Raw genomic sequence first — 25,539 nt, forward strand, 5'->3', positions numbered from 1 at the left:
CGCGCCAGGCTACGCGAGGCTGATGACGTCCCCCGACACCGTGATCTCCTCCTCCGGCAGCGGCCGCCGCGCCGGGCCGCCGGCCACCGAGCCGTCCGTGATGCTGAACCGGGAGGCATGGCACGGGCAGTTGATGGTGCCGTCCGCCACCCTGCTGACCAGGCACGCCTGATGGGTGCAGACCGCCGAGAAGGCCTTGAACTGGCCCGCCTCGGGCTGCGTCACGACGACCTTCTGCTCTTCGAAGATCGTCCCCCCGCCGACCGGGATCTCGGACGTCTTCGCGAGCGTCTGCCCGGGGGATGCGGGCGCGGACGCCGGGGGCTCGGGCGGCGGCGACCCGAGTTCGGGGGCGGTTTCCGGTTCGGGGGCGGTCTCCTGGCCGTCGTCTCCGCAGCCGGTCGCCAGCGCGGCGACTGAACCCGCACCGGCCAGCAGCACGGTACGACGGGGTGTGGCATCAGTACTCATGCCGCCCAGCTTGCTCGGCGGCCCCTCCCGAGCCCGGCAAACACGCCTACGACCAGGGTGCCAGCTCCCTCGCACGGCCGTCCCCGTCCCGGCGGACCTCCAGCACGGCGCTCACGGCGGCCCGCTCGATCGCCCCGTACACATGCGGGAACACCTGGTCTCCCGAGCCCTCCCAGCGGACCTCGCCGCCCAGCCGCTCCTCGTCGAGGACCAGCACCAGCAGCGGGCCCGGTACGTCCCGGTAGTGGGCGTCGGCGATCGCCAGCGCCGCGGACTCGTCCGGCGAACAGTGCACGAAGCCCTCGGCGGCCAGCGACGCGGGGGCGTACGGGCCGCCCGGCTCCGCGGTCCATTCGTCCCGGGGCACGACATGAAACAGCATGCCGACAGTTGTAGCGCACATGGAGGTGGTCGCCGCGCCGGTGTGTCCGAGCGGCTGACTAGGCTGGAGACGGCAGCACTCGCCGAGGTGAAGGAGCACGACGTGGCGGTACGAGCGGTCCGGGGAGCCGTCCAGCTGGAGCGGGACGACGCCGTACACATGCATGAGCAGGTGGAAGAGCTGCTGACCGCCGTGCTGGAGCGCAACGGCCTCACCGCGGACGACCTGATCAGCGTCTGGTTCACGGCCACCCCCGATCTGCACAGCGACTTCCCCGCCGCGGCCGCGCGCAAGCTGGGCATCGTGGACGTGCCCCTCATCTGCGCGCAGGAGCTCGACATCGAGGGCGCCATGCCCCGGGTCGTCCGCCTTCTCGCGCACGTCGAGTCCGATCTGCCGAAGTCCCGCATCGCGCACGTCTACCTCGGCGCCGCGGCGGCCCTGCGCAAGGACATCGCCCAGTGAGGACCGCCGTCGTCATCGGGACGGGCCTCATCGGCACGTCGGCCGCCCTCGCCCTGGCCGGCCGGGGCGTCACGGTCCACCTCACCGACCACGACCCGGCCCGGGCCAGGACCGCGGCGGCGCTCGGCGCCGGCACGGACGAGCCGCCCGAGGGCCCGGTCGACCTGGCGATCGTCGCCGTACCGCCCGCGCATGTCGCCGCCACCCTCGCCGAGGCGATCCGCGGCGGCATCGCCCGCGGCTACCTGGACGTGGCCAGCGTCAAGGGCGGCCCCAAGCGGGAGCTGGAACAGCTGGGCCTCGACCTCACCGCGTACATCGGGACCCACCCCATGTCCGGCAAGGAGCGCTCGGGCCCCCTCGCGGCCACCGCCGACCTCTTCGAGGGTCGGCCGTGGGTGCTCACCCCCACCCGCGACACCGACACCGAGGTCCTGAACCTCGCCCTGGAGCTGGTCGCGCTCTGCCGCGCCGTGCCCGTCGTCATGGACGCCGACGCCCACGACCGGGCCGTCGCCCTTGTCTCGCACACCCCTCAGCTGATCTCCTCGATGGTCGCGGCGCGGCTGGAGGATGCCGACGAGACGGCGGTACGGCTGTGCGGCCAGGGCATCCGGGACGTCACCCGGATCGCCGCGTCCGACCCCCGGATGTGGATCGAGATCCTCTCCGCCAACCCCGGACCGGTGGCCGACGTCCTCGCCGGGGTGGCGGCGGACCTCGACGAGACGGTCCAGGCGCTGCGGGCGCTCCAGTCCTCCGACGAGGACAAGCGCCGCGGCGGCGCGACGGGCGTCGAGGACGTCCTGCGCCGTGGCAACGCCGGCCGCGCCCGGGTCCCCGGCAAGCACGGCGCGGCGCCGACGGTCTACGAGACGGTCGCGGTCCTGATCAGCGACCAGCCCGGCGAGCTGGCCCGTATCTTCGCCGACGCGGGCCGGGCGGGCGTCAACATCGAGGACGTCCGCATCGAGCACGCGACGGGCCAGCAGGCGGGCCTGGTCCAGCTCATGGTCGAGCCGTCGGCGGCCGAGGCCCTGAGCACGGCCCTCCGGGAGCGCGGCTGGGCCCTGCGGACGAGCTGAGCGGATCGCCCCTGACGGGACGCCCCGAGCCCCCCGGTCCGACGCCCTCCCAAGGGCCAGGCGCGGGGGGCCGTCGGGAATCGGTAACCTTGGGGCGGGGCCCCTGGCAGTCCGTCGGGCCCTCATCGCGTATCAGGAAGGTGTCCTCCACCGTGGAATCCGTGATCGTCGCCATCGACGGCCCCTCCGGCACGGGCAAGTCGAGCACCTCCAAGGCGGTCGCCGCCAAGCTGGGGCTCAGCTACCTGGACACCGGGGCGCAGTACCGTGCGATCACCTGGTGGATGATCAGCAACGGCATCGACGTGCAGGACGCCGTCGCCGTCGCCGATGCCGCCGGCAAGCCCGTCATCGTCTCCGGGACGGACCCGGCCCGCCCGACGATCACCGTCGACGGCGTGGACGCCGCCGGTCCGATCCGTACCGAAGAGGTCACCTCCAAGGTCAGCGCGGTCAGCGCGGTCCCCGAGGTGCGCGAGCGCATCACCGAGCTGCAGCGGTCCATCGCCGCCGACGCCCCGCTCGGCATCGTCGTCGAAGGCCGGGACATCGGCACCACCGTCCTGCCCGACGCCGACCTCAAGATCTTCCTGACCGCCTCCCCGGAGGCCCGCGCCGCCCGCCGCTCCGGCGAGCTCAAGGGCGCCGACGTGGTCACCACCCAGCAGGCCCTGATCAAGCGGGACGCGGCCGACTCCAGCCGTAAGACCTCCCCGCTCGCCAAGGCCGACGACGCCGTCGAGGTCGACACCACCGAGCTCACCCTGGAGCAGGTCATCGAGTGCGTCGTCACCCTCGTCGAGGAGAAGCGGGCCACGGCGTGACCAAACCCTCCCCGCCGGCCGCGCGGGCCGCCCGGGGTGCCGCCGTCGGCCGGTCCATCGGCATCGGCCTGATGTACGGGCTGTGGAAGCCGCGCGTGCTGGGCGCCTGGCGCGTCCCGGCCACCGGCCCGGTGATCCTGGCCGTCAACCACGCGCACAACATCGACGGCCCCATGCTCATGGGCACCGCGCCCCGCCCGGTCCACTTCCTGATCAAGCAGGAGGCCTTCGTCGGGCCTCTCGGGCCGTTCCTGGAAGGGATCGGCCAGCTGAAGGTGGACCGTGAGAGCACGGACCGCACCGCCGTCACCCGGGCGCTCGGCGTCCTCGCCGACGGCGGCGTCCTCGGGATCTTCCCCGAGGGCACCCGCGGCGAGGGCGACTTCGCCGCCATCCGCGGCGGGCTCGCCTACTTCGCCGTCCGCAGCGGCGCCCCGATCGTCCCGGTCGCCGTTCTGGGAAGCACCGAGCGGCGCGGACGGTTGATACCGGCGCTGCCTCCGCTGCGCAGCCGCGTCGACGTCGTCTTCGGCGACCCCTTCCAGGCGGGCGACGGCTCCGGCCGCCGGACCCGCAAGGCGCTGGACGATGCCACCGTACGGATCCAGCAGCGGCTCACCGGCCACCTGGAAAACGCCAGGCGCCTCACCGGGCGCTAGGCGAGACTTGAGTAGTGAACCTCCCGGCCCACCCGGGCCCGAGGGTCACCGACCACGATGAATGAACGAGGAACGGACTTCATGAACGACCAGCACGACCACGGGGCACTTGGCGACGCCGAGTACGCGGAGTTCATGGAGCTCGCCGCCGAAGAGGGCTTCGACATCGAAGAGGTCGAGGGCGCGATCGAGGAGGCCGGACACGGCCCGCTCCCCGTCCTCGCCGTCGTCGGCCGCCCGAATGTCGGCAAGTCGACCCTGGTGAACCGCATCATCGGCCGCCGCGAGGCCGTCGTCGAGGACAAGCCGGGCGTCACCCGCGACCGCGTCACCTACGAGGCCGAGTGGGCCGGCCGCCGCTTCAAGGTCGTCGACACCGGCGGCTGGGAGCAGGACGTCCTCGGCATCGACGCCTCCGTCGCCGCCCAGGCCGAGTACGCCATCGAGGCCGCCGACGCCGTCGTCTTCGTCGTGGACGCCACCGTCGGCGCCACCGACACCGACGAGGCCGTCGTCAAGCTGCTGCGCCGGGCCGGCAAGCCCGTCGTGCTCTGCGCCAACAAGGTCGACGGCCCCTCCGGCGAGGCCGACGCCGCCACGCTGTGGTCGCTGGGTCTCGGCGAGCCGATGCCCGTCTCCGCCCTGCACGGCCGGGGCACCGGCGACATGCTCGACGAGGTCCTCAAGGCGCTGCCCGAGGCCCCCGCCCAGACCTTCGGCGCCGGTGGCGTCGGCGGCCCGCGCCGGATCGCCCTCATCGGCCGCCCGAACGTCGGCAAGTCCTCCCTGCTCAACAAGGTGGCCCGGGAGGAGCGTGTGGTCGTCAACGAGCTGGCCGGCACCACCCGCGACCCGGTCGACGAACTGATCGAACTCGGCGGAGTCACCTGGAAGTTCGTCGACACCGCCGGTATCCGCAAGCGCGTCCACCTCCAGCAGGGCGCCGACTACTACGCCTCGCTGCGTACGGCCGCCGCCGTCGAGAAGGCCGAGGTCGCGGTCGTCCTGATCGACGCCAGCGAGTCGATCAGCGTCCAGGACCAGCGCATCCTCACCATGGCCGTCGAGGCGGGCCGCGCCCTCGTCATCGCGTACAACAAGTGGGACACCCTCGACGAGGAGCGCCGCTACTACCTGGAGCGCGAGATCGAGACCGAGATGCAGCAGGTCTCCTGGGCCCCGCGGGTCAACGTCTCCGCGCTGACCGGCCGCCACATGGAGAAGCTGGTCCCGGCGATCGAGACCGCCCTGGCCGGCTGGGAGACCCGGGTCCCCACCGGCAGGCTGAACGCCTTCCTCGGTGAGCTCGTCGCCGCCCACCCGCACCCGATCCGCGGCGGCAAGCAGCCCCGCATCCTCTTCGGTACGCAGGCGGGCACGAAGCCGCCCCGGTTCGTCCTCTTCGCCTCCGGCTTCCTGGAGCACGGCTACCGCCGCTTCGTCGAGCGCCGGCTGCGTGAGGAGTTCGGCTTCGAGGGCACCCCGATCCACATCTCGGTGCGGGTGCGCGAGAAGCGCGGCCGCAAGAGCTGAGGCATGTGCTGTACGACGGCTGAGGGCCGGGGCGATCGCCCCGGCCCTCAGCCGTCGTACGAGGATGTTCAGAGCCCCCGGCGCGGGGCCGGTGGCAGCGCCGCCGGGGTGTGGGGGGACGAGTACGGTCGCCACCGTCCGACGTACGGCGTGTACGAGGACGACGATGACGACGCCGACGAGTACCCGTACCCGGTCCTGGATCCGAAGCCCTGGAACCCCAGGTCCTCCTCACCGCTGCGGTCTCCCGGCAGGGCCCGGAAGGACCGGCGGTACTCCGAGTACAGCGCGTCGTAGATCGGCGTCGCCGACTGGCCCGCGCCGGCCGACGTGTCGTGCGCCGGGCGCATCGAGGGGATCGGGGACGAGTAGGGCTGGCGGCTGGGGTCGTATGCGTGCACGTAGGTGCCAACGAGCCCGCCGTCCGTCGGATGCGGGCGGGTCTCGGAAAGAGGTGCCCGCCGCGGGCGCGGAACGGCTGGTAGCCCCGGGAAATACGCCGGTCCTATACCCGGACGGGCATCGCCCATCAGGTGCCGGCCAGCGGCATCGCGGCCGCCACCAGACGGCCGTTGGCCGCCGCCTTCTCCAGGGCGTCCCGCAGCAGGTCCTCGCGCGGCTGCTGGCCGATGAACCCGGACGGGGCCGCGTACACCAGCACCGTGTGCGACTTGTTCGCCGCGGCCCGCCAGCCGTCGGTCACCTGGAGCGGCTGGTGCGCCTGCCACCAGGCGACCTGCCCGCTGCCGCCCGTACCGGGCTGGAGCACGGAGTGCAGCTGGCCCATGGCCACCAGCACCGACCAGCCGGGCAGCGTCGCAGGGACGCTCTCCAGGTCGCTCGTGGCCTGGAAGCCCTGCTCGACCAGGAGGTCGAGGAACTCGTCGGTCGTACCGGCCGAGCCGGGGCGGACGACCGGCGCGGTCGGCTCCACCACCAGCGCCGGGTGCAGCTCGCCCTGGATCAGCACCAGACCGCTGGTGATCCCGAGAACGGCCTGCTCGGGCGAGCCCGGCACGATCGGCGGGACCGTGACGGGGGCGGGGGCGACGCCACCGGTGATCGACTGGACGGCGCCCTGCAGCTGGGCCTCCTCGACCTGCACGACCTGCGAGGGGATGCAGCTGGCGTGGGCGAACGCCAGCACGGCGGTCTCCTCGCCGACGAACAGCACCGTGCTGGTGCGCTCCTGCTCGGAGTCGCCCGGGGTGCGGCAGGAGGTGCAGTCGTAGCTGCCCGGGGCGTTCTCGCCGGCGAGCAGCCGTTCGGCCTCTTCATCGCCGATCTCGGCGCGTACGTCCTCGCTGACGTCGAGCATGCGCGGCACGGGTGGCTCCTCGGAAATCCGTACGTGCGAGGCGGGCGGATCCCGGCTCGTCTCATGAAGCGTTCAACGGGGGAGCCAGGTCCGGGGTCACGCGTGAGGAGCAACCGAATCGGCCGCCCGGGGGCGCGGCGGACCGCCGACCGGGTGGGCCGGGGGCTCCGCCGGGCGCGGTGCGCCGCCTCCTCCGCGCGGCCCTGCCTAGCGTGACCCGATGTCGAAGATCAGATGGTGTACGGCGGGTGTCCTGACCGCCGCGCTGCTCGCGCTCGTTCCCGCGCCGGCTTCCGCCCTGGCTCCTGACGTCCCCCGAAAACGCGCCCCCGCGTGCGCCTCCGACCAGTGGCCCTGGGGCTGCGTCGCCCAATGCGAGAGCAGCGGCCGCTGGCATCTCAACACCGGCAACGGCTTCTACGGCGGCCTGCAGTTCTACCAGCCGACCTGGGAGGAGCACGGCGGGCTGCGCTACGCCCGGCGCGCCGACCTCGCCACCCGCCAGCAGCAGATCAAGATCGCCGAGGAGGTGCTGCGCACCCAGGGCTGGGAGGCGTGGCCGGTCTGCTCCAAGCGGTACGGGCTCAGCGGCCGGGTGCACACCGTCCAGCCGGGGGACACGCTCTCGTCGATCGCCCGCCGCTTCAAGATCAAGGGCGGCTGGCCGGCGCTCTACGCCACGAACAAGGCGCTGATCGGCGCGGACCCGAACCGGATCAAGGTGGGCATGATGCTGACTGTCGGGAAGCCCCTGGCGCGCGGCTGACCATCGGGAAGCCCCGGGCGCGCGGCCGACTATCGGGAAGACCCGGGTGGGCGCTCCCCGCTCTCCCCGCTGAAGGCGAGGCGACCGCGCCGCAGTTCGTGCACGAGGCTCCCGGCCGGCAGCCCGGCCGGGAGCCGCTGCTCCGCCACGACGACGGCCGCGTCGAGGGAGGCGAGCAGGGCGTACGTACGGGCGGCGACGGCCGGCGCCATGCCCAGGCACGGCTCGTCGACGAGGACGACCCGCGCCGGGGCCAGGGCGACCCGCGCCAGGGCGAGCATCCGGCGCTCCCCGCCCGAGAGCGTGCCCGCGCGCCTGGCCAGCAGGGGGCGCAGCTCCGGGTAGACACCGAGGGCGGAGTCGTACGTCCCCTTCGGGGACGCCAGTTCGAGGTTCTCGGCGACGGTGAGTCCGGCGTAGACGGCCCGCAGGTCCGGTACGAAGCACAGGCCGCGGCGGGCCCGGTCGTGGGCGCGCAGCCCGGTCACGTCGCGGCCACGCCACAGGACCCGCCCGGCCGAGAGGGGGACGATCCCGGCGAGGGCCCGCAGGGCCGTGGTGCGTCCCGCGCCGTTGCGGCCGAGCAGGACGGTGAGGGTGCCGGCCGGGACGGGCAGGTCGATGCCGTGCAGCGCCTCAAGGGGGCCGTAGCGCACCCTGGCCGCCCGCAGCTCCATCTCGACGCTCATGACACGATCCGCCCCGCCTCCATGACGTGGACGGCGTCGGCGATCCCCGCGACGAGGTCGGGGTCGTGCTCGACGACGAGCACGGCGAGCCCGTCCGCGGCGAGCGCCCGCAGCACCCGGGCGAGCGCGGCGGTCTCGGCGGCGTCCAGACCCGCCGCCGGTTCGTCGAGCAGCAGGGTGTGCGGCCGTCCGGCGAGCGCCCGGGCGAGCTCGACCCGGCGCAGGGTGCCGGTGTCCAGCGCGGCGGTCGGGCGGTGCCGTACGGGCCCGTCCAGGGCGAACAGCCGCAGGGCCTGCTCGACGGCCCCCGGGTCGCGCACCCGCCCCTGCTCGGCTCCCACGCGGACGTTCTCCTCGACGGTCAGCGACGGGAAGACGGCGAGCTGCTGGAACGTCCGCGCGACGCCGAGCCGGCTCCGCGCGTACGCGGGCCGGGCGGTGACCTCGACACCGTCCAGCACGACCCGCCCCGCGTCGGGGCGCACGGTCCCGGCCAGACAGTGGAAGAGGGTGCTCTTCCCGGCCCCGTTGGCCCCCACGAGCGCGGTCACCCGCCCCTGCGCCACGTCGAGCCCCACCCCGTCGAGCGCGACGACCCCCGCGTACCGCACCACAAGCCCCTCGGCCCACAGCCGCGCCGTCGTCGCCTTGCCGCCCGGGCCGGGGGCGCCGCGACCGGCCCGCGGCCGTGACCCCCCGCTCCCGGGGGCGCCACGCGCGCGTGGCCCCTCCGCCGGCCCCGGGGCGCCGGGACCGTCACCGAGCGGCTGGTCGGGGCGCGGGCCGTGGGGAGGCTGACCCGGAGGGGCGGGAGTGGTTGTGCCCGCTGCCCGGCGGGGCCTCGGCCGAAGGCCGCGGGCGGGCCACGGGAGGCGCAGCCGTGGGAGGACGGTCCGGCCGCGGCCGGAGGGCGGGGCCTCCGTGGCCGTGTCCGCTGCGCGGCGCCGGGGCCATCGAGGCCTCAGCTGTGCCGGGGCCTCGGCGCCGGTGCGCGCGCCCGCGGTCCGGCGGCCGCCGGACCGCAGGATGGCCGGGCCCGCGCCCGCTGCCCGGCTGGGCCTCGGCCGAAGGCCGCGGGCGGGCCACGGGAGGCGCAGCCGTGGGAGGACGGTCCGGCCGCGGCCGGAGGGCGGGGCCTCCGTGGCCGTGTCCGCTGCGCGGCGCCGGGGCCACCGGGGCCCCAGCCCGGCCGTGGCCTCCGCGCCGGTGCCTGCGCCCGCGGTCCCGCGGCCGCCGGACCGCAGGGCCTCCGTGGCCGTGTCCGCTGCCCAGCGGCGCCGGGGCCACCGGGACCCCGGCCGTGCCGGCCCCTCCTGCCGATCCCGCCCGCGACGCGCACGGTCCAGCCGGTCGCGCACGGCCCGCGGCCCGCCCGCCCCGCACGGGAGCGCCGTGGTGAGGCGGGACAGGAGGGAGGTCAGAGGGGGAACCCGGCCCGTCAGGGCTGCGAGGAGGCCGATCGTGGCCGCTGCCACGCCGCCGCGGGTGCCCGCGTCGAGGCCCACGAGGAGGGCCGCCGCGGCCAGGGGGGACAGGAGGCTGTCCGCGCCGAGGACCACGATCGCGGCGAACCAGAGCAGGCCGCGCACCGGGTCGTACGCCTCCGGGTCGAAGGCGCGCAGGCCCATTCCCAGCAGCCCGCCGCCCAGGGCCGCCAGCGCCGCGCCGGTCACGAACGCCAGGAGTTTCAGGGACGGCACCGGCACCCCGGCCGCCGCCGCGCCCGACTCGTGGTCCCGTAGGGCTGCCAGGGCCCTGCCCGTACGGCCCCGGCGCAGCGCGGCCACCCCGGCCAGGGCGCAGGCCAGGAGGAGCAGCTCCAGGAGGTAGTACGCGCGGTCGTCGGCCAGGCCCGCCGGGCGGCCGAGCTCCAGGCCGGCCGTGGCGTACGGCTGGGCGAAGACGAACCGGCTCACCGCGACCCCCACCGCCAGCGTCGCCAGCGCGAGCGCCAGACCGCGCCGGCCGATCGCCGACCACCCGGTGAGCAGCCCCAGCGGGGCCACCAGCACCACCGCCACCAGCAGCGCCACCAGCTCCGGCAGCCGGGGCAGCCCGGGGAAGCGGCCCGCCGCGAGGAGGGCCGTGAAGAGGGCGCCAAGGCCCGCGTAGGCGGCCTGGCCCAGCGAGATCTGCCCGCCCCGCCCCGTCACCACCACCAGCGACAGCAGGATCAGCGCCAGCGCCGGGACCTGGACGGACGTGTGCAGGTCCGCGCCCGCCAGGCCGAGCGGCAGCAGGAAGAGGACCCCGGTCACCAGCCACAGGCCCGGCGGGACCCGGACGCCCGCCGTGGCCGTGCGCGGCAGCGCATCGCGCGTGCCCACCCCCGGCATGGCCAGCGCCGCGATCAGCAGGGCGACCACGAACAGGTTCGCCCCGACCGCCTGGACCAGCGGGCCCGCCCACCCCGAGGGGTGCAGCCGGGTCATCTGGGCCTGCGCGACGCCGATGGCCAGGGCGCTCGCCACGGCGACGGGCAGGCTCCGCATCCGGGCCACCACGGCGACCGCGATCACCTCGACGACCAGCAGCGGCAGCCCGTACGGGTCCAGCCGTACGTACGGGGCGAGCAGCACCCCGGTCAGCCCGGCCGTGAAGGAGCCGAACGCCCAACCGGCCGCCGAGACCCGGTCCGCGTCGATCCCGCCGAGCGCGGCCAGCTCCCGGTTGTCGACGACCGCCCGCAACTCCCGCCCGAGGGGCGTCCAGCGGGTCGCCGCGCCCACGGCCGCCGCGGTCAGCAGGGCGGCCGTGAGCTGGAGCCAGGGGTCGTCCGAGAGCAGTACGGGCGCGTCCGCCCGGGCCCCGCCGCCCCACACCAGCGCCGCCCCGCCGACCAGCAGCACGAACACACCGATCGAGGCGACCAGCGTGCGCGCCGGATCGGAGCCGAGGACCGACAGCGGCCGGAACACCGCCCGGTCCAGGGCGAGTCCGATGCCGGGCGCCACGACCAGCAGCGTCAGACACGCGGCCAGTGGCAGCGGCCACCCCCAGCCGACCACGAACTGCCGCAGGACGTACGCGCAGACCATCGCGATGGCGCCGTGCGCGAGGTTGAGCGCCCCGGTCGCCCGATAGGTGACGATCAGTCCGATTCCGGTGAGGGCGGCCGCGCTGCCGATCGCGAGGCCGGCGAGGGTGAGTTCGTACGTCAGCGAGGCCACGGCTCACACACCGGGCAGGGCGCCAGCCGCGCGTCGCCGACCGGCACGGCCTCGGGTTTGCCCACCACGAGCGGGCAGTCGGGCCGGTGGGCGAGGGTGCCGCCGGGGACACGCAGCGGCGGCTCGTCGGACGAAGGCGGCGGCCCGCCGGCCGCCTCGGGTTCGGACGTCTCGGACACCCCGGAGGGCTCCTCGCGGGCCCGCGGCGCGGACCCAGCCCGTACCGCCGCGGCCCACAGCACCGACCCGGCCACCAGCAGCGCGCCCCCCGGTACCGTGCAGGACGCCAGGTAGGGGAGTTGCCGCTCGGCGAACCGTTCCCCCGACACGCCGTACCAGCCCACCACGCACAGCACGGCCCCGGCGACGGCCGCGAGGAGACCGCCCCACCACAGCAGCCGCGTTGCCGACATGGTGCGCCCCCTTCCGTGCCCGGCCGGTCCGCCGGCCGTCTTTTGCGCTATCTCCGGAACCGTCCGACCCTGGAAGCATCAGGCCGCACGGCCTGCTCGGACACCCGGTGGTGAGCCAGATGGGCCTCAGCAGACGCGACGGACACCCGCGCAGACGTATCGCGGCACTGGCGGCGGCCGCGGTCCTCGTGGTCACACCGGCCGCCGTGGCCTGCGGCGACAACGGCGGCGGGACGGAGTCGAACCGGAGCCCGGCCGTGACACAGCCCAGCCCGCCGGCGACCGACGGCGGGCGGACGGCGGGTCCGGCCGATCCGGCCGCGGCCCGGGCCGAGATCGAGAAGAACTGGACGACCTTCTTCGACCCGGAGGCCTCGACCGACGACAAGGTCGAGGTGCTCGAGAACGGCGAGCGGATGCGGTCGGTGCTCGAGGCGATGGCCGGCGACCCCGCCGCCTCGCAGACCTCCGCGAAGATCACCGACGTCGCCTTCACCTCCGCCACCGAGGCGAACGTGACGTACGACCTGCTGGTCGGCGGCACCCCCACCCTGCCGGACTCCAAGGGCACCGCGGTCCTCCAGGACGACACCTGGAAGGTGTCCGTGAAGACGCTCTGCGGCCTGGTCAAGCTCTCCGGCAATGCCGTTCCGGGCTGCTGAGGTCCTGCTCCTGGCGGCGCTGCTGTGCTGCTGCGCCGCATGCGGCAGCCGCCTGCCGGAGAGCGACTTCCCCGGACGGCGGCCCGCGCCGTCCAGCGCGACCGGCGCGGAGCCGATCCGGGTCGGCGTGATCTCCAGCGCCACCAGCCCGGTCGGCGGCGCCGCGTTCACCGGCCCCGGCGACGGCGCCCGCGCCTACTTCGACGCCCTCAACGCGCGCGGTGGCCTCGACGGACGCCGGGTCGAGGTCGTCACCTGCGACGACGGCGGCAGCGGCGTCGGCAACAACGAATGCGTCCACCGGCTCGTCGACGAGGAGAAGGTCTTCGCGCTCGTCGCCACCACCGCCCTCGACTACGCGGGCGCGCCGCGGGTCGCCGAGGCGGGCGTCCCCGACGTCGGCGGCCAGCCCATCGGCCCCGCCTACGACACCTATCCGCATCTGTACTCGATCTACGGCAGCATCGCCCCGCGCACCGGCAAGGCCCCCGGCTGGGGCGGGACGCTCTACGGCGGCACCGAGGTCTACCGCTTCTTCAAGCAGACCCAAGGCGCCCGTACGGCCGGGGTCGTCGCCTACAACCAGGCCTCGTCCGCGGCCTACGCCCGCCTCGTCACCGAAGGACTGAAGGCGGAGGGCTACCGTGTCGTGTCCGAGCAGGTCGACTTCGCGCTCCCCAACTTCCGCGCGGTCGCCGCCGACCTGCGCGAGCAGGGCGCCGACCTCGTCTTCGACGCCCTCGACAGCCACGGCAACGCCCGGCTCTGCGAGGCGATGGACGCGGTCGGCCTGCGGGTCACGGCCAAGGTGACCAATGTGCAGAACTGGTCCTCGACCGTGCCCGAGGAGTTCGCCAAGGCGCCCGTGTGCCGCAACACCCTCTGGGTCACCGGCGCCAGCCGCAACTACGAGGACACCGGCCACCCGGCGGTCAAGGCGTTCCGCGACGCCATGCGCGGCAAGGAGGTCTCGCAATGGCAACTGGAGGGCTGGGCCGCCGCCATGTGGTTCACCGACGCCGCCCGCTCCTGCGGGAACGGCCTCACGCGCGCGTGCGTCGAGCGGTACCTGAACCGCCCCGAGCCCTACACCGCCGACGGGCTCCTGCTGCCCGTCCGCTTCGAACGGCTCGCCGAGCCGCCGAAGGAGCGCCACACCTGTCTGTCCGTGGCCCGCTGGCAGGACGGCCGAGGCTGGGTCACCCAGGGCGGCGACATGAACGACAACTGCGCCACCGTGCCCCAGCTGGCCTACCGGCCCTGAGGCGGGCCGGGGCGGCCAAGTACAGTCCACCCTTGACGACCATGAAAGACCGGGGGAGACACGGCGGCCCGATGCGCATCTCATTCCTGCTCCACAACGCCTACGGCATTGGCGGCACGATTCGCACGACGTTCAACCTCGCCCAGGTCCTGGCCGAGCGGCACGACGTCGAGATCGTCTCCGTCTTCCGCCACCGCGAGGAGCCGACCCTCGGCGCCCCGCCCGGCGTGACCATGCGGCACCTGGTCGACCTTCGAAAGAACAGCCCCGACTACGACGGCGACCACCCCGACTACAAGAAGCCGGCCCGGGTCTTCCCGCGCGGCGACGGCCGCTGGAAGCAGTACAGCCGCCTCACCGACGCCCGGCTCGGCGCGCACCTGAAGAACCTTCAGGCCGATGTCGTCGTCGGCACCCGCCCCGGCCTCAACGTCCACATCGCCCGCCAGGCCCGGCGCGGCCCGGTCCGCGTCGGCCAGGAACACCTGACCCTGGACAGCCACGGCTACCGCCTGCGCCGCGAAATAGGGCACCGCTACGCCCTCCTGGACGCCGTCACCACAGTCACCGAGGCCGACGCCCGCTCCTACCGGACCCGGCTCAAGCTGCCCGGCGTACGGATCGACGCGGTCCCCAACAGCGTGCCCGCCCCGTCCGTGCCGCCCGCCGACTCCACCGCCAAGTGGGTCGTCGCCGCCGGCCGGCTCACCAACGTCAAGCGGTACGACCTGCTGGTCAAGGCGTTCGCCCAGGTCGTCGCCGAACGCCCGGACTGGCGGCTGCGGATCTACGGCTCGGGGGACGCCACCGGCAACGAGAAGAACGCCCTGCGCGCCCTGATCGAACTGCACCGGCTGCACAACCACGTCTTCCTGATGGGCCCGGCCAACCCGCTGGAGCCGGAGTGGGTGAAGGGCTCGATCGCCGCCGTCACCTCCCGGATCGAGTCCTTCGGCATGACCATCGTGGAGGCTATGCGCTGCGGAGTGCCGGTGGTCTCCACCGACTGCCCGCACGGCCCCCGCGAGATCATCGAGGACGGGGTCGACGGACGGCTCGTGCCGGTCGGCGACGCGGACGCGGTCGCCGCCGCCCTGCTCGCCCTCATCAACGACGACGAACTGCGCCGCAAGACCGGCCAGGCGGCGCTCGCCGCCTCGGAGCGCTTCGACCCGGCCCGGATCGCCGAGCGCCATGAGGCCCTCTTCGCCGAGCTGGTCGCCCAAGGCGAGGGCGCCCGCTCCCGCGGGGCCCTGCGCGACGGGCTCCACCGCGTGCGTGGCGCCGTCCTGGACGCCGCCTACACCGTGCGCTACAAGGCCGCCGACGTGCTGCGGAAGGGAAAGCGGAAGTGACCACGACCACCACCGGCGTACGGGCCGACTGCACCGCCCGGGCCACCGGAGAGATCAGCTTCACCCTCACCGACGGCGCCGGCGACCTCGTACTGAAGCTGCGCGACGGCGACGAGGAGCTGCGGCTGGAGACCGGTCCCGACGGCACCGCCGTCCTGCCCGCCGGCACCGAACTCGCCGAAGGCCGCTGGGACCTGTTCGCCGACGAGCGGCCCGTCGAGGCCGGCATCCGCGACGTACGCGAACTGGTGGACCGGCGCCCCGGCTCCGGCGACCGGGTCGCCGTCCGGATCCCGTACCCCACCGCCGAAGGCCGGCTCGCCGTACGCGCCTGGCTGCGCGCCCCGCACGCCGAAGCCGGAGACCTGACCTTCACCGAGGCCGGCTGCACCGTCGAAGGGCGCCTGTACGGGACCGTGGCCGGCCCGGGCGCGGTCGCCGAGGCCCGGCACGACGGGCGGGTCCACAGCGTCGAGGCCACCTGCATCGACGGGGTCTTCTCCGTGACGCTGCCCTACGGGCCGCTCGCGGAGGAGCCGCTCGACCGTGAGCGGCTGTGGGAGCTGTGGCTGCGCCCCGCCGAGGACGCCGAGTCCGTGCGGATCTCCCGGATCCTGGACGACCTCTGGGACCGCAGGAACGTTTTCGTCTATCCGGTCACGGCGGTCGGCGACCACCGGGCCACCCCCTGCTACACCGCCGACAACGACCTCTGCGTGCGCGTCACCCCCTGAGCCGTCCCGGCACCCTCGCGGACACTCCCTGTCCGCGAGGGCTGCGAGAATCGCCGCATGCTGGAGACCTCGGCACGACTGCTCCGCCTGCTCTCACTGCTGCAGGCCCACCGCGAATGGTCCGGCCCCGACCTCGCGGACCGGCTCGGCGTCACCCCGCGCACCGTACGGCGTGACGTCGACCGGCTCCGCGCGCTCGGCTATCCGGTCAACGCCAGCCCCGGCACGGGCGGCGGCTACCAGCTCGGCGCGGGCGCCGAACTGCCGCCGCTGCTCCTGGACGACGAGGAGGCCGTCGCCGTCGCCGTGGGCCTGCGCACCGCCGCCGGCCAGGGCATCGAGGGCATCGGCGAGACGTCCGTACGGGCCCTGTCGAAACTGGAGCAGGTGCTGCCAGGCCGGCTGCGCCGCCGGGTCTCCGCCCTGAACACCTTCACCGTGCCGATGCTGCGCGCCCCCCAGCCGCAGGCGCTCGACCCCTCGGTGCTCACCGAGCTGGCCAACGCCTGCCGCGACAGCGAGCGGCTGCGCTTCGAGTACCGCGACCACGGCGGCTCGGCGACCCGCCGCACGGTCGAGCCGCACCGGCTGGTGTGTACCGAGCGGCGCTGGTACCTGGTCGCCTGGGACGTGGACCGCGCGGACTGGCGGACCTTCCGGGCCGACCGGATCGTGCCCAAGCCGCCGCACGGCCCCCGCTTCCCGCCCCGGGAGCCGCCCGCCGAGGATCTGGCCGCCTATGTGTCCAAGGGTGTCTCCACGACGGCGTACGCGGCGAGGGCGGTGTTCCGCCTCCACGTACCGGTGGAGGAGGCGGCCTTGACCGTGGGACCGTCCGACGGGGTCCTGGAGGCCGAGACCGCCACGACGTGTGTGCTGCGCACCGGTGGGACGAGTCTGGATGTGCTGGTCATCCATGTGGTGCTGATGGGGTTCGAGTTCGAGGTGATCGAGCCGGTCTCCCTGGAGGAGCACATCAGGAAGGTCCGGGACCGTCTGTCTCGAGCTCTTTCTCGATGACCTTGGCGCGTACGTCCTCGAAAGTGGCGTACTCGGGATGGTGCAGATCGAAGGCGGGCGCCTCGGAGCGGACCTTGGGGATGGTCACGAAGTTGTGCCGGGGCGGCGGGCAGGAGGTCGCCCACTCCAGCGAACGCCCGTACCCCCAAGGGTCGTCCACCTCGACCTTCACGCCGTAGCGGCCGGTCTTCCATACGTTGTAGAGGAACGGCAGCGTGGAGATGCCGAGCAGGAACGAGCCCATGCTGGAGACGGTGTTGAGCGCGGTGAAGCCGTCGGCGGCCAGGTAGTCGGAGTACCGCCGGGGCATGCCCTCGGCGCCCAGCCAGTGCTGCACCAGGAAGGTGATCTGGAACCCGGCGAACAGCGTCCAGAAGTGGATCTTGCCGAGGCGTTCGTCGAGGAGCTTGCCGGTGAACTTGGGCCACCAGAAGTAGAAGCCGGCGAAGGTCGCGAAGACGACCGTGCCGAAGACCGTGTAGTGGAAGTGGGCGACCACGAAGTACGTGTCGGTGACATGGAAGTCCAGCGGCGGCGAGGCGAGGATCACCCCGGTCAGCCCGCCGAAGAGGAACGTCACGAGGAAGCCGACCGACCACAGCATCGGGGTCTCGAAGGAGAGCGAGCCGCGCAGCATCGTGCCCGTCCAGTTGAAGAACTTCACCCCGGTCGGCACGGCGATCAGGAACGACAGCAGGGAGAAGAAGGGCAGCAGCACCGCTCCGGTGGCGAACATGTGGTGCGCCCACACCACCAGCGAGAGTCCGGTGATGGCCATGGTGGCGGCGACCAGGGTCGCGTAGCCGAAGATCGGCTTGCGGGCGAAGACCGGGATGATCTCGCTGATGATGCCGAAGAACGGCAGGGCGATGATGTAGACCTCGGGATGGCCGAAGAACCAGAACAGGTGCTGCCACAGCAGCGCACCGCCGTTCTCCGACTGGAAGACCACCGAGCCGAGGCGCCGGTCGGACTCCAGGACCAGCAGCGCCGCCGCGAGGACGGGGAAGGCCGCGAGCACCAGGATCGCGGTGAAGAGCACGTTCCAGGTGAAGATCGGCATCCGGAACATGGTCATGCCCGGGGCGCGCATCCCGACGATCGTCGCCAGGAAGTTGACCGAGGTGAGGATGGTGCCGAAGCCGGAGAGCGCGAGCCCCATGATCCACAGGTCGGCGCCGAGGCCGGGCGAGCGCTCCATGCTGTTGAGCGGGGCGTAGGCGGTCCAGCCGAAGGCGGGGGGCCCGGTGGGCACGATCAGGGAGGCGATCACCATCAGACCGCCGAAGAGGAAGAGCCAGTACGAGAGCATGTTCAGCCGTGGGAAGGCGACGTCCGGCGAGCCGATCTGCAGCGGCACCAGTTCGTTGGCGAAGCCCGCGAAGGTGGGCGTGGCGAAGAGCAGGAGCATGATCGTGCCGTGCAGGGTGAACGCCGCGTTGTACTCCTGGTTCGACATCAGCTGAAGGCCCGGGCGGGCCAGCTCGGCCCGCATCAGCATGGCCATCAGTCCGGCGGCCAGGAAGAAGAAGAACGACGTGATCAGGTAGAGGTGGCCGATCTTCTTGTGGTCGGTGGTCGTGAGCCAGTCCACCACGATCCTGCCGTGCCGTACCGGTCCCGGTGCGACCGCCGCCTTGTCGGTCTCCGTACCCATCGCTGACACCATCGCCACATGATGCGCGCGCCGGTGCGGGCCGGGACAGAGCGCGATCCGGACGGATAGGCCGACTGGCTCACGGACCGGGGTACGGCGCCCGCGGGGGGCCGTGAAACCGGGCTGGAAAGGGGCCCGTAATTCCCTTCACGGGCTGCCGCGATGGAATTCGCGCGGGCGCGGGCGAGCGGCTGTGCGAGCTGTTCGGAATTACCGCGCAAGCGGACCGGAACTGCCCGTTCGAGTGACGGCGTTCGTGTCAAACATATGTCGAGATCCTGTGACACAAGTGTGACCGGTGAGGTACGTGAGGGTGCTGACACATCTGTCGGACCCCGGCTTCCGTCACCGTCCGATGCGGCCTACGGTGAGAAACATGGCACCGATTCCGACCTCGCCCGTACCGCCCGAAGACGCCCCCGAGTCCTATGTCGGACTCGAGGCGGAAGGCGCCGAAGAACTCGCCCACGCCCGCGGCTGGACGCTGGTGCGCACCCTGCCCCCGGGCTCGATCATCACCATGGAGTACATGGCGGAACGCATCAATTTCGAGGTCGAGGACGGCACCGTGACCCGCTGCTGGCTCGGCTGACCGGCCCTCACGTACGACGAAGGCCCCGGCCGGAGCCGGGGCCTTCGCCCTGCGAGGTGCTGCTGTGCGTACCGCCCCCGCGGTCGGATCAGGGACCCGCGCGGCGGTCCGCGGTCAGCCGCCCGTGCCCACCGGCCGCGAGCGCGGCGGCCGGCGGCCGGCGACCGGGGTGACCGGCGTCCGCTCCGAGCGCACCGGGTGCGCCCGCTGGGGGCCGTGCGGCGGGGCGAGATGGGCGGCCGGACGGGCGGCGACCCGCCCGCCGCCCGCGCCGACCGGCGCGCACGTCGGCTCCTCGTCCTCGTCCACGGCCGCGGGCCCGTGCTGCGGGAACATCGCGGGCCGCGGTCCACCGGCCGCGACCGGCAGCGATGGCACCAGCCGGCGGCGCTCCCGCAGCTGGTCGCGCACCCCGAGGATGAACGCCTCGGCCCGGGCGATCAGCGGCTCGCACCAGGGCAGCGCCAGCAGGATCAGCAGACCCGCGGCCCAGCCGAGCAGCACATCGCTCAGCCAGTGCGTACCGATGTAGACGGTGGTGAGCCCGACGCCGAGGGCGACCACGGCCGAGACGGCCGACAGATAGCGCCTCGCGCGCGGAGTGGTGGCCAGATAGGCCAGGATTCCCCAGGTCACAACCGCGTTGGCGGTATGGCCCGACGGAAATATATCGCCGCCCGCGAAGAGCTCGGCGGAGCCGATCTGCGTCGCGTAGTGGGGGCCGAGCCGGCCGAGGCCGAGCTTGACCGAGCCGACGGTGACATTGAGCAGCAGCAGCGAGGCGCCCAGGGCGAGCAGCGGTCGCAGCGTGTGCTGACGCCAGGAGCGCCAGCCCAGCCAGGCGGCGACCATCACGGCGGTCGGGCCGCGCTGGCCGAGGACCACGTAGTAGTCGAGGAAGGCGTGCAGTTGCGGCCACTGCTGGTACGGCCGGAAGAGCATGATCTTCCAGTCGAGCGTGACGAGCCAGGACGTGATGAGCACGGCGACGACGATGGCGAGATAGAAGGCCAGCGTCCCGCCGAAGAGGGCGAGACGCGTGCGGGTCATCCGCGGGATCTCAATCTTCGGCGGTTCCGGCTCCCGGTCCAGCCGGGCAAAGATGTCGGTACGCACCCAATCGACGTTACAGCGAGTGAGCGCCGATCCCGGTCGATCCGCGCCCTTCGTGATGACCATGTGATGTGGGGTCTGTCTCAGTCCGTGGATTATTCCCGGGCAATCCAGAAAGCGCGGTGACCTCGTCCCCTAATGGCGGGGACGGGGTTTCGTTAAGTCGGTTTGTACGCCGGTGAAATGCGTCGCGCGGCGCCGTCGAGGGAATTGCCGGCGCGGCGCCGGGCGACGCGCGGCCGGGCTCGAAGTGGCGTACGCCACACTCCGTGGCCGGTGGAGGTGAGAGCTGGACCACGCGCCACCGGCGCGAACTCGCGTACGCTGACGGCTCACTCGCCCGTCGATGCCGGGCCGCCCCGGGGGGCTGACCACCCCGGCCGGCGCCCGCCGACCGCGAGGAAGCACTGGGAGGTACATACATGTCGGGGACGACCACGGCCGGATCACGCCTGCGCGCCGTCGCCGGCGGAACCAACCGCTGGGTCGTCCTGCTCGTCCTGTGCGTCAGCCTGCTGCTCGTCGCGCTCGACGCGACCATCCTCCATGTCGCCGTCCCCTCCCTCACCGAGGACCTGCGCCCCAGCTCCACCGCGCTGCTGTGGATCGTCGACGCCTACCCCCTGGTCTGCGCCGCGCTGCTGATCCTCTTCGGCACGCTCGGCGACCGGGTCGGCCGGCGCAGGATCCTGCTCCTCGGCTACGCCCTCTTCGGTGTCGCCTCCGCCGTCGCGGCGCTCGCCACCCAGCCCGGAGTGCTGATCGGCGCCCGCGCCCTCCTCGGCGTCGGTGGCGCGATGATCATGCCCGCGACGCTGTCGATCCTGCGCGCGGTCTTCCCCGACCGCCGTGAGCGCGCCACCGCCATCGGCATCTGGACCGCCGTCGCCGCCGTCGGCGCGGCCACCGGACCCGTCCTGGGCGGCTTCCTCGTCCAGCACTTCTGGTGGGGCTCGGTCTTCCTGATCAACATCCCGCTGATGATGCTGATCCTGCCGCTGGGCCGCTGGCTGCTCCCCGAGTCCAAGGGCAGCGGCGACGGGCCCTGGGACGTGCTCGGCGCGCTGATGGCGGCGGCCGGTGTGCTCGGTGTGGTCCTTGGGGTGAAGCGGGTCGGCTCCGGCGAGCCGCTGCTCTCCCTGGCGACCGCGCTGCCACTGCTGCTCGGCGCCGCCCTGCTGGTGCTCTTCGTCCGGCGCCAGAAACGCCGCCGTCATCCCCTCATCGACATGCGGCTGTTCTCCCGCGCCGCCTTCACCACCTCCGTCGGCTGCATCGTCCTCGCCATGCTCGCGCTGGTCGGCCTGGAGCTGATCGCCGTGCAGTACCTCCAGCTGGTGCTCGGGCTGAGCCCGCTGGAGACCGGGCTGCGGCTGCTGCCGCTCACCTTCGCCGCGATGGCCGCCGGCGCCACCGGCTCGTGGACCCTGGCCCGGATCGGCCCGCGCCGGATGGTCGGCTGGGGCTTCGTCCTCACCGCCGGGGCCGTGCTGCTGCTGATCCTCATGGGCCACCACGACCGGCCCGTCCTGCTCACCGTCGGCTTCGTGCTGCTCGGCTTCGGCCTGCAGACCACGCTCTTCGCCGCGTACGAGTCGATGCTGAGCGAGGCCCCGGCCGAGAGCGCGGGCGGTGCGGCCGCGATCGGCGAGACGTCGTACCAGCTCGGCGCGGGCATGGGCATCGCGCTGCTCGGCAGCGTCATGAACGCTGCCTACGCGCCGGGTCTCGCGGCGATCCCGGGCGTGCCCGCGGGTGCCTCCGCGGCGGCCGCCAACTCGCTGGGGGAGGCCTACCAGGTCGCCGCGCAGCTCGGCGGCCCGGCCGGAGCGGCCCTGCACGCCGCCGCCCGGCACTCCTTCGTCCACGGTCTGCATGTGACGCTGCTGGTCAGCGCGGGGCTGCTGCTGGCCGGAGCGGTGATGGCGCTGCGGCTGCCGCGGGTGATGGAGACGGCGGCCGCGGCCGAGTGCGCGAGCGCGCTGCGGGAGTGGGCGGCCGAGTCCGCCGCCGGGCCGCAGGCGCGGGTTCCAGGCCGGCGCGAGCCGGTCGAGGCGGCCAGGTCTGGACGCGCGGCACACTGACCCGTAACGTCAGCGCCGAGCTGTAACTACCACCGCTAGTTTTACGAGTGCGAGCCGCCCGGAGGCCCCGCCATGTCCGCACCCTCGAAGCTCCCGCCCTTCTCCGCCGACGACCCCCTCGGCCTCGACGACCTCCTCGGACCCGAGGATCTGGCGATCCGGGACACGATCCGCGCCTGGGCCGCCGAACGCGTCCTGCCCCACATCGCCGACTGGTACGAGCGCGGCGAGCTGCCCGTCATCCGCGAGCTGGCACGCGAGCTCGGCTCCATCGGCGCGCTCGGCATGTCCCTCACCGGATACGGCTGCGCCGGCGCCGGCGCCGTCCAGTACGGCCTGGCCTGCCTGGAGCTGGAGGCCGCCGACTCCGGCATCCGCTCCCTCGTCTCCGTGCAGGGCTCGCTCGCCATGTACGCGATCTGGAAGTACGGCTCCGAGGAGCAGAAGCGGCGCTGGCTGCCGGGCATGGCGGCCGGCGAGATCATCGGCTGCTTCGGGCTGACCGAACCGGACCACGGCTCCGACCCGGCCGGCATGCGGACGTACGCCAAGAAGGACGGCACCGACTGGGTGCTCACCGGCCGCAAGATGTGGATCACCAACGGTTCGGTGGCCGGGGTGGCCGTGGTGTGGGCCCAGACCGACGAGGGCATCCGCGGCTTCGTCGTACCCACCGACGCCGCCGGCTTCTCCGCCCCCGAGATCCGGCACAAGTGGTCGCTGCGCGCGAGCGTCACCAGCGAGCTGGTCATGGACGAGGTCCGGCTGCCCGCCGACGCCGTACTGCCCGAGGTCACCGGCCTCAAGGGTCCGCTCAGCTGTCTGTCGCACGCCCGCTACGGCATCGTGTGGGGCGCGATGGGCGCGGCGCGCTCGTCGTTCGAGGCGGCGCTGGAGTACGCGAAGACCCGCGAGCAGTTCGGGCGGCCGATCGGCGGCTTCCAGCTCACCCAGGCCAAACTGGCCGACATGGCGGTCGAACTGCACAAGGGCATCCTGCTCGCCCACCATCTGGGGCGGCGGATGGATGCCGGGAAGCTCCGCCCGGAGCAGGTCAGCTTCGGGAAGCTCAACAACGTGCGGGAGGCGATCGAGATCTGCCGCACCTCGCGCACCGTGCTCGGGGCCAACGGAATCTCGCTGGAGTACCCCGTGATGCGGCACGCCACCAACCTCGAGTCGGTGCTGACGTACGAGGGCACCGTCGAGATGCATCAGCTCGTGCTGGGCAAGGCGCTCACCGGTCTGGACGCGTTCCGCTAGGCGGAGCGCGCCGGGCGGGAGGTGAGCGGCCCTGCCCTCAGCTCTGGTTGAAGAAGCCGTCCGTCCGGCGGCCCGGGGACTCCCCGTTGACGATCTGGGTGTCGGCGGGGGTCAACAGGAAAACCCGGGTCGCCACCCGCTCGATCGAACCGCGCAGGCCGAAGGCGAGGCCCGCCGCGAAGTCGACGACGCGCTTGGCGTCGGAGGGCTCCATCGCCGTCAGGTTCACGATCACCGGGACGCCGTCCCGGAACAGCTCGCCGATCCCCCGGGCGTCACGGAAACCGTCCGGGGAGATCGTCGCGATCCGACGGCCCTCTTCCCGCGCCGATTCGGAGGCCACCCGCACCCGCGGGTCCGTCACCCAGGCGTCGCTGCTCTCAGCACCCTCGGCGTACTCGTCGTCGTAGTAACGCTCGTCGCCGTCCTCGACGAGTCCCAGCCAGGCACTTGCCTTACGCACCGATCCCATGGACGCCTCCTTTCAGCGCGGTCACTTGTGGTTCCGCACCCCTATGGTCGTCCATGATGCGGATCGCGCGCCAAGCGGATAGTCGCCGCGCAGGGGATTCGTGACGGTACTGGTGCAGAAGATGTGGCGATTCGTCAAGATTCCTCCGGCGTACGGCCTCTGATGGGGGGTCGCGCAACTTATAGGAGGACAATCGGTCCGGACGGGTGAGCGGGGGGACGTACGGGTGAACGGCCCCCTCGATACGATGCCCGGCGCACAAGCGTCCGACTCTCGGGGGAAGTCTTCATGTTCGGAATCGTCCGGCCCTGCACGCACCGGCTCGGCGACGGCCTCACGGCGGAGTGGATGGCCCACCTCTGCGGCCTCTGTCTGGCACTGCGCTCCGACCACGGGCAGTTCGCCCGGATCGTCACCAACTACGACGGCCTGATCATCTCGGTCCTGACGGAGGCTCAGAGCGGCATCACCTCCGGGGGCCGGCGCACCGCCGGGCCCTGTCCGCTGCGCGCGATGCGCACGGCGCCGGTGGCCAAGGGCGAGGGGGCGCGGCTCGCGGCGGCGGTCTCGCTGGTGCTGGCCTCGGCGAAGGTACGGGACCACGTCGCCGACGGGGACGGGCTGTTGGCGCGCCGCCCGGCCGCGGCGGCGGCCCGCGCGGTCGCCCGTGGCTGGGACCGGGCCGGCGCCCGCACCGGCCGCGCGGTCGGCTTCGACACGGCCGTACTGGTCGACGCCGTCGACCGGCAGCCGGGCATCGAGGCGCTGGCGGGGCTCGGAACGCCCCTGCTCACCGTCACCGAACCGACCGAGACGGCGACCGCGGCGGCCTTCGCGCACACCGCGGTCCTGGCCGGGCGGCCGGGCAACGCGGCACCGCTGGCCGAGGCGGGCCGGCTCTTCGGCCGTCTCGCCCACCTCCTGGACGCCGTCGAGGACCGAGTGTCCGACGCGGAGCGCGGCGCCTGGAACCCGCTCACGGCGACCGGCACCTCGCTCACGGAAGCCCGCCGCCTCGCGGACGACGCGGTCCACGGGATCCGGCTGGCCCTGCGGGAGGTGGAGTTCGCGGACCAGCGGCTGGCGCATGTGCTCCTGGTCCACGAACTGCGCCGGTCGGTGGACCGCGCCTTCTCCACCCCGACCTGCGCCCACCGGCCGGACGGGCGGCACCAGCCGGTCCCGGGCAACCCGTACGCGGGCAACCCGTACGGCGGCGGCAGTCCTCAGGGCGGCAACCCGTACGGCGGCGGCAACGCATACGGCGGGGGGCCGTCCGGTCCGGGCGGGCCCTACGGCGGCACGCCCGGCGGCCCCGGCGGCCCGGCGCTCCCGCCGCAGTTCGGCGCGGACCCAGGCCGCCCGAAGCCGCGCGGCTTCCTGGCAGGGTGCGCGGTGTTCATAGGCCTCTTCTGTACGTGCCAGATCTGCTGCGCCAAGGAGTACGAGGGGCCCTGGTCCCGCAAGAAGCGCGAGGGCTGCTGCCGGGACTGCGACGACTGTGGCTGCGACGGCTGTGGCTGCTGCTGCCCCTGCGACGGCTGCTGA

General features: G+C 73.4%; 25 protein-coding genes. 15 read left to right on the top strand and 10 right to left on the bottom strand.

Features of this window, described 5'->3' with window-relative positions:
* Positions 1–9 precede the first annotated feature (9 nt).
* Positions 10–471, bottom strand: a complete 462-nt coding sequence (locus IEZ01_RS18860) for a Rieske (2Fe-2S) protein (protein ID WP_189202701.1) — start codon at positions 469–471, stop codon at positions 10–12.
* 46 nt (positions 472–517) lie between these two features.
* Complete coding sequence (locus tag IEZ01_RS18865; protein ID WP_189202703.1) at positions 518–853, bottom strand: DUF952 domain-containing protein; 336 nt, start codon at positions 851–853, stop codon at positions 518–520.
* A 102-nt stretch (positions 854–955) separates the two neighbouring features.
* Here IEZ01_RS18865 and aroH point away from each other — a divergent pair, with 102 nt between their 5' ends.
* From aroH to der, 5 genes are all read left to right on the top strand, one after another.
* Complete coding sequence (aroH, locus tag IEZ01_RS18870) at positions 956–1,318, top strand: chorismate mutase (protein ID WP_028797362.1); 363 nt, start codon at positions 956–958, stop codon at positions 1,316–1,318.
* Entirely contained in the window at positions 1,315–2,403 is a 1,089-nt protein-coding gene (locus IEZ01_RS18875; RefSeq protein WP_189202705.1) for a prephenate dehydrogenase, read from the top strand. The genes aroH and IEZ01_RS18875 overlap by 4 nt, the downstream gene beginning before the upstream one ends.
* Before the next feature lie 161 nt (positions 2,404–2,564).
* On the top strand, positions 2,565–3,227 hold the full coding sequence (gene cmk / locus IEZ01_RS18880; RefSeq protein ID WP_078513506.1) for a (d)CMP kinase: 663 nt from the start codon (positions 2,565–2,567) through the stop codon (positions 3,225–3,227).
* Complete coding sequence (locus IEZ01_RS18885; protein WP_189202707.1) at positions 3,185–3,886, top strand: lysophospholipid acyltransferase family protein; 702 nt, start codon at positions 3,185–3,187, stop codon at positions 3,884–3,886. The genes cmk and IEZ01_RS18885 overlap by 43 nt, the downstream gene beginning before the upstream one ends.
* An 81-nt stretch (positions 3,887–3,967) precedes the next feature.
* Positions 3,968–5,419, top strand: a complete 1,452-nt coding sequence (der, locus tag IEZ01_RS18890; protein WP_019885153.1) for a ribosome biogenesis GTPase Der — start codon at positions 3,968–3,970, stop codon at positions 5,417–5,419.
* Between the two features lie 68 nt (positions 5,420–5,487).
* Here the strand turns inward: der and IEZ01_RS18895 are convergent, their stop codons facing one another.
* Complete coding sequence (locus IEZ01_RS18895; protein WP_189202709.1) at positions 5,488–5,820, bottom strand: hypothetical protein; 333 nt, start codon at positions 5,818–5,820, stop codon at positions 5,488–5,490.
* Positions 5,821–5,948: 128 nt separating this feature from the next.
* On the bottom strand, positions 5,949–6,746 hold the full coding sequence (locus IEZ01_RS18900) for a DUF8842 C-terminal domain-containing protein (RefSeq protein WP_189202711.1): 798 nt from the start codon (positions 6,744–6,746) through the stop codon (positions 5,949–5,951).
* Between the two features lie 211 nt (positions 6,747–6,957).
* On the opposite strand from IEZ01_RS18900, the gene IEZ01_RS18905 reads away from it, so the two are divergent.
* Positions 6,958–7,503 carry a LysM peptidoglycan-binding domain-containing protein gene (locus IEZ01_RS18905; RefSeq protein WP_189202713.1) on the top strand — a complete coding sequence of 182 codons (546 nt, stop codon included), beginning with the start codon at positions 6,958–6,960 and terminating at the stop codon, positions 7,501–7,503.
* Positions 7,504–7,532: 29 nt separating this feature from the next.
* Here IEZ01_RS18905 and IEZ01_RS18910 read toward each other — a convergent pair whose 3' ends face one another.
* Genes IEZ01_RS18910 through IEZ01_RS18920 form a run of 3 tightly spaced genes read right to left on the bottom strand, consistent with a single transcriptional unit; the run spans position 7,533 to position 11,775 of the window.
* Positions 7,533–8,192 (bottom strand): ABC transporter ATP-binding protein, encoded by a 660-nt coding sequence (locus tag IEZ01_RS18910; protein WP_189202714.1) that lies wholly within the window; start codon positions 8,190–8,192, stop codon positions 7,533–7,535.
* Entirely contained in the window at positions 8,189–11,362 is a 3,174-nt protein-coding gene (locus IEZ01_RS18915; protein WP_189202716.1) for an ABC transporter permease subunit, read from the bottom strand. Before IEZ01_RS18915 ends, IEZ01_RS18910 begins: the two co-directional genes overlap by 4 nt.
* Positions 11,350–11,775, bottom strand: a complete 426-nt coding sequence (locus IEZ01_RS18920) for a hypothetical protein (protein ID WP_189202718.1) — start codon at positions 11,773–11,775, stop codon at positions 11,350–11,352. Before IEZ01_RS18920 ends, IEZ01_RS18915 begins: the two co-directional genes overlap by 13 nt.
* A gap of 119 nt (positions 11,776–11,894) precedes the next feature.
* Between IEZ01_RS18920 and IEZ01_RS18925 the strand changes: the two genes are divergently transcribed.
* From IEZ01_RS18925 to IEZ01_RS18945, 5 genes are all read left to right on the top strand, one after another.
* Complete coding sequence (locus IEZ01_RS18925) at positions 11,895–12,437, top strand: MTB12 C-terminal domain-containing protein (protein ID WP_229833060.1); 543 nt, start codon at positions 11,895–11,897, stop codon at positions 12,435–12,437.
* Positions 12,418–13,701, top strand: a complete 1,284-nt coding sequence (locus IEZ01_RS18930) for an ABC transporter substrate-binding protein (protein ID WP_019885143.1) — start codon at positions 12,418–12,420, stop codon at positions 13,699–13,701. Before IEZ01_RS18925 ends, IEZ01_RS18930 begins: the two co-directional genes overlap by 20 nt.
* 71 nt (positions 13,702–13,772) lie before the next feature.
* Positions 13,773–15,056: a glycosyltransferase family 4 protein gene (locus IEZ01_RS18935; RefSeq protein ID WP_019885142.1), complete on the top strand. Its 1,284-nt coding sequence runs from the start codon at positions 13,773–13,775 to the stop codon at positions 15,054–15,056.
* Positions 15,053–15,790 (top strand): hypothetical protein, encoded by a 738-nt coding sequence (locus tag IEZ01_RS18940; RefSeq protein ID WP_189202720.1) that lies wholly within the window; start codon positions 15,053–15,055, stop codon positions 15,788–15,790. Before IEZ01_RS18935 ends, IEZ01_RS18940 begins: the two co-directional genes overlap by 4 nt.
* 57 nt (positions 15,791–15,847) lie before the next feature.
* Positions 15,848–16,810, top strand: coding sequence for a helix-turn-helix transcriptional regulator (locus IEZ01_RS18945; protein WP_189202722.1), 963 nt, complete (start codon positions 15,848–15,850; stop codon positions 16,808–16,810).
* On the opposite strand, the gene ctaD is transcribed toward IEZ01_RS18945, so the two are convergent.
* Positions 16,767–18,467 (bottom strand): aa3-type cytochrome oxidase subunit I, encoded by a 1,701-nt coding sequence (gene ctaD / locus IEZ01_RS18950; protein WP_019885139.1) that lies wholly within the window; start codon positions 18,465–18,467, stop codon positions 16,767–16,769. The two genes, IEZ01_RS18945 and ctaD, sit on opposite strands and share 44 nt — an antisense overlap.
* Before the next feature lie 376 nt (positions 18,468–18,843).
* On the opposite strand from ctaD, the gene IEZ01_RS18955 reads away from it, so the two are divergent.
* Positions 18,844–19,059 (top strand): I78 family peptidase inhibitor, encoded by a 216-nt coding sequence (locus IEZ01_RS18955; protein ID WP_019885138.1) that lies wholly within the window; start codon positions 18,844–18,846, stop codon positions 19,057–19,059.
* 114 nt (positions 19,060–19,173) lie between these two features.
* On the opposite strand, the gene IEZ01_RS18960 is transcribed toward IEZ01_RS18955, so the two are convergent.
* Positions 19,174–20,175, bottom strand: a complete 1,002-nt coding sequence (locus tag IEZ01_RS18960) for a phosphatase PAP2 family protein (protein ID WP_019885137.1) — start codon at positions 20,173–20,175, stop codon at positions 19,174–19,176.
* Positions 20,176–20,594: 419 nt separating this feature from the next.
* Here IEZ01_RS18960 and IEZ01_RS18965 point away from each other — a divergent pair, with 419 nt between their 5' ends.
* A complete protein-coding gene (locus IEZ01_RS18965; protein WP_019885136.1) occupies positions 20,595–22,256 on the top strand; it encodes an MFS transporter in 1,662 nt (553 codons plus the stop codon).
* 72 nt (positions 22,257–22,328) lie between these two features.
* A complete protein-coding gene (locus IEZ01_RS18970; RefSeq protein ID WP_189202724.1) occupies positions 22,329–23,519 on the top strand; it encodes an acyl-CoA dehydrogenase family protein in 1,191 nt (396 codons plus the stop codon).
* A 37-nt stretch (positions 23,520–23,556) separates the two neighbouring features.
* Here the strand turns inward: IEZ01_RS18970 and IEZ01_RS18975 are convergent, their stop codons facing one another.
* Positions 23,557–23,991, bottom strand: a complete 435-nt coding sequence (locus tag IEZ01_RS18975; RefSeq protein ID WP_019885134.1) for a cell division protein SepF — start codon at positions 23,989–23,991, stop codon at positions 23,557–23,559.
* A gap of 288 nt (positions 23,992–24,279) precedes the next feature.
* On the opposite strand from IEZ01_RS18975, the gene IEZ01_RS18980 reads away from it, so the two are divergent.
* Positions 24,280–25,539 (top strand): DUF5685 family protein, encoded by a 1,260-nt coding sequence (locus tag IEZ01_RS18980; protein WP_189202726.1) that lies wholly within the window; start codon positions 24,280–24,282, stop codon positions 25,537–25,539.

This window comes from Streptomyces purpureus (assembly GCF_014648195.1).
In the GTDB taxonomy this organism is placed as follows: domain Bacteria; phylum Actinomycetota; class Actinomycetes; order Streptomycetales; family Streptomycetaceae; genus Streptomyces; species Streptomyces purpureus.

What these genes read in the sequence shown, in the direction of transcription:
- IEZ01_RS18910 (WP_189202714.1), bottom strand. Translation starts at nt 8,192, where the DNA reads ATGAGCGTCGAGATGGAGCTGCGGGCGGCCAGGGTGCGCTACGGCCCC.
- IEZ01_RS18860 (WP_189202701.1), bottom strand. Translation starts at nt 471, where the DNA reads ATGAGTACTGATGCCACACCCCGTCGTACCGTGCTGCTGGCCGGTGCG.
- IEZ01_RS18970 (WP_189202724.1), top strand. Translation starts at nt 22,329, where the DNA reads ATGTCCGCACCCTCGAAGCTCCCGCCCTTCTCCGCCGACGACCCCCTC.
- IEZ01_RS18920 (WP_189202718.1), bottom strand. Translation starts at nt 11,775, where the DNA reads ATGTCGGCAACGCGGCTGCTGTGGTGGGGCGGTCTCCTCGCGGCCGTC.
- IEZ01_RS18930 (WP_019885143.1), top strand. Translation starts at nt 12,418, where the DNA reads ATGCCGTTCCGGGCTGCTGAGGTCCTGCTCCTGGCGGCGCTGCTGTGC.
- ctaD (WP_019885139.1), bottom strand. Translation starts at nt 18,467, where the DNA reads ATGGGTACGGAGACCGACAAGGCGGCGGTCGCACCGGGACCGGTACGG.
- IEZ01_RS18935 (WP_019885142.1), top strand. Translation starts at nt 13,773, where the DNA reads ATGCGCATCTCATTCCTGCTCCACAACGCCTACGGCATTGGCGGCACG.
- IEZ01_RS18925 (WP_229833060.1), top strand. Translation starts at nt 11,895, where the DNA reads ATGGGCCTCAGCAGACGCGACGGACACCCGCGCAGACGTATCGCGGCA.
- der (WP_019885153.1), top strand. Translation starts at nt 3,968, where the DNA reads ATGAACGACCAGCACGACCACGGGGCACTTGGCGACGCCGAGTACGCG.
- IEZ01_RS18945 (WP_189202722.1), top strand. Translation starts at nt 15,848, where the DNA reads ATGCTGGAGACCTCGGCACGACTGCTCCGCCTGCTCTCACTGCTGCAG.
- IEZ01_RS18865 (WP_189202703.1), bottom strand. Translation starts at nt 853, where the DNA reads ATGCTGTTTCATGTCGTGCCCCGGGACGAATGGACCGCGGAGCCGGGC.
- IEZ01_RS18955 (WP_019885138.1), top strand. Translation starts at nt 18,844, where the DNA reads ATGGCACCGATTCCGACCTCGCCCGTACCGCCCGAAGACGCCCCCGAG.
- IEZ01_RS18980 (WP_189202726.1), top strand. Translation starts at nt 24,280, where the DNA reads ATGTTCGGAATCGTCCGGCCCTGCACGCACCGGCTCGGCGACGGCCTC.
- IEZ01_RS18975 (WP_019885134.1), bottom strand. Translation starts at nt 23,991, where the DNA reads ATGGGATCGGTGCGTAAGGCAAGTGCCTGGCTGGGACTCGTCGAGGAC.
- IEZ01_RS18965 (WP_019885136.1), top strand. Translation starts at nt 20,595, where the DNA reads ATGTCGGGGACGACCACGGCCGGATCACGCCTGCGCGCCGTCGCCGGC.
- IEZ01_RS18905 (WP_189202713.1), top strand. Translation starts at nt 6,958, where the DNA reads ATGTCGAAGATCAGATGGTGTACGGCGGGTGTCCTGACCGCCGCGCTG.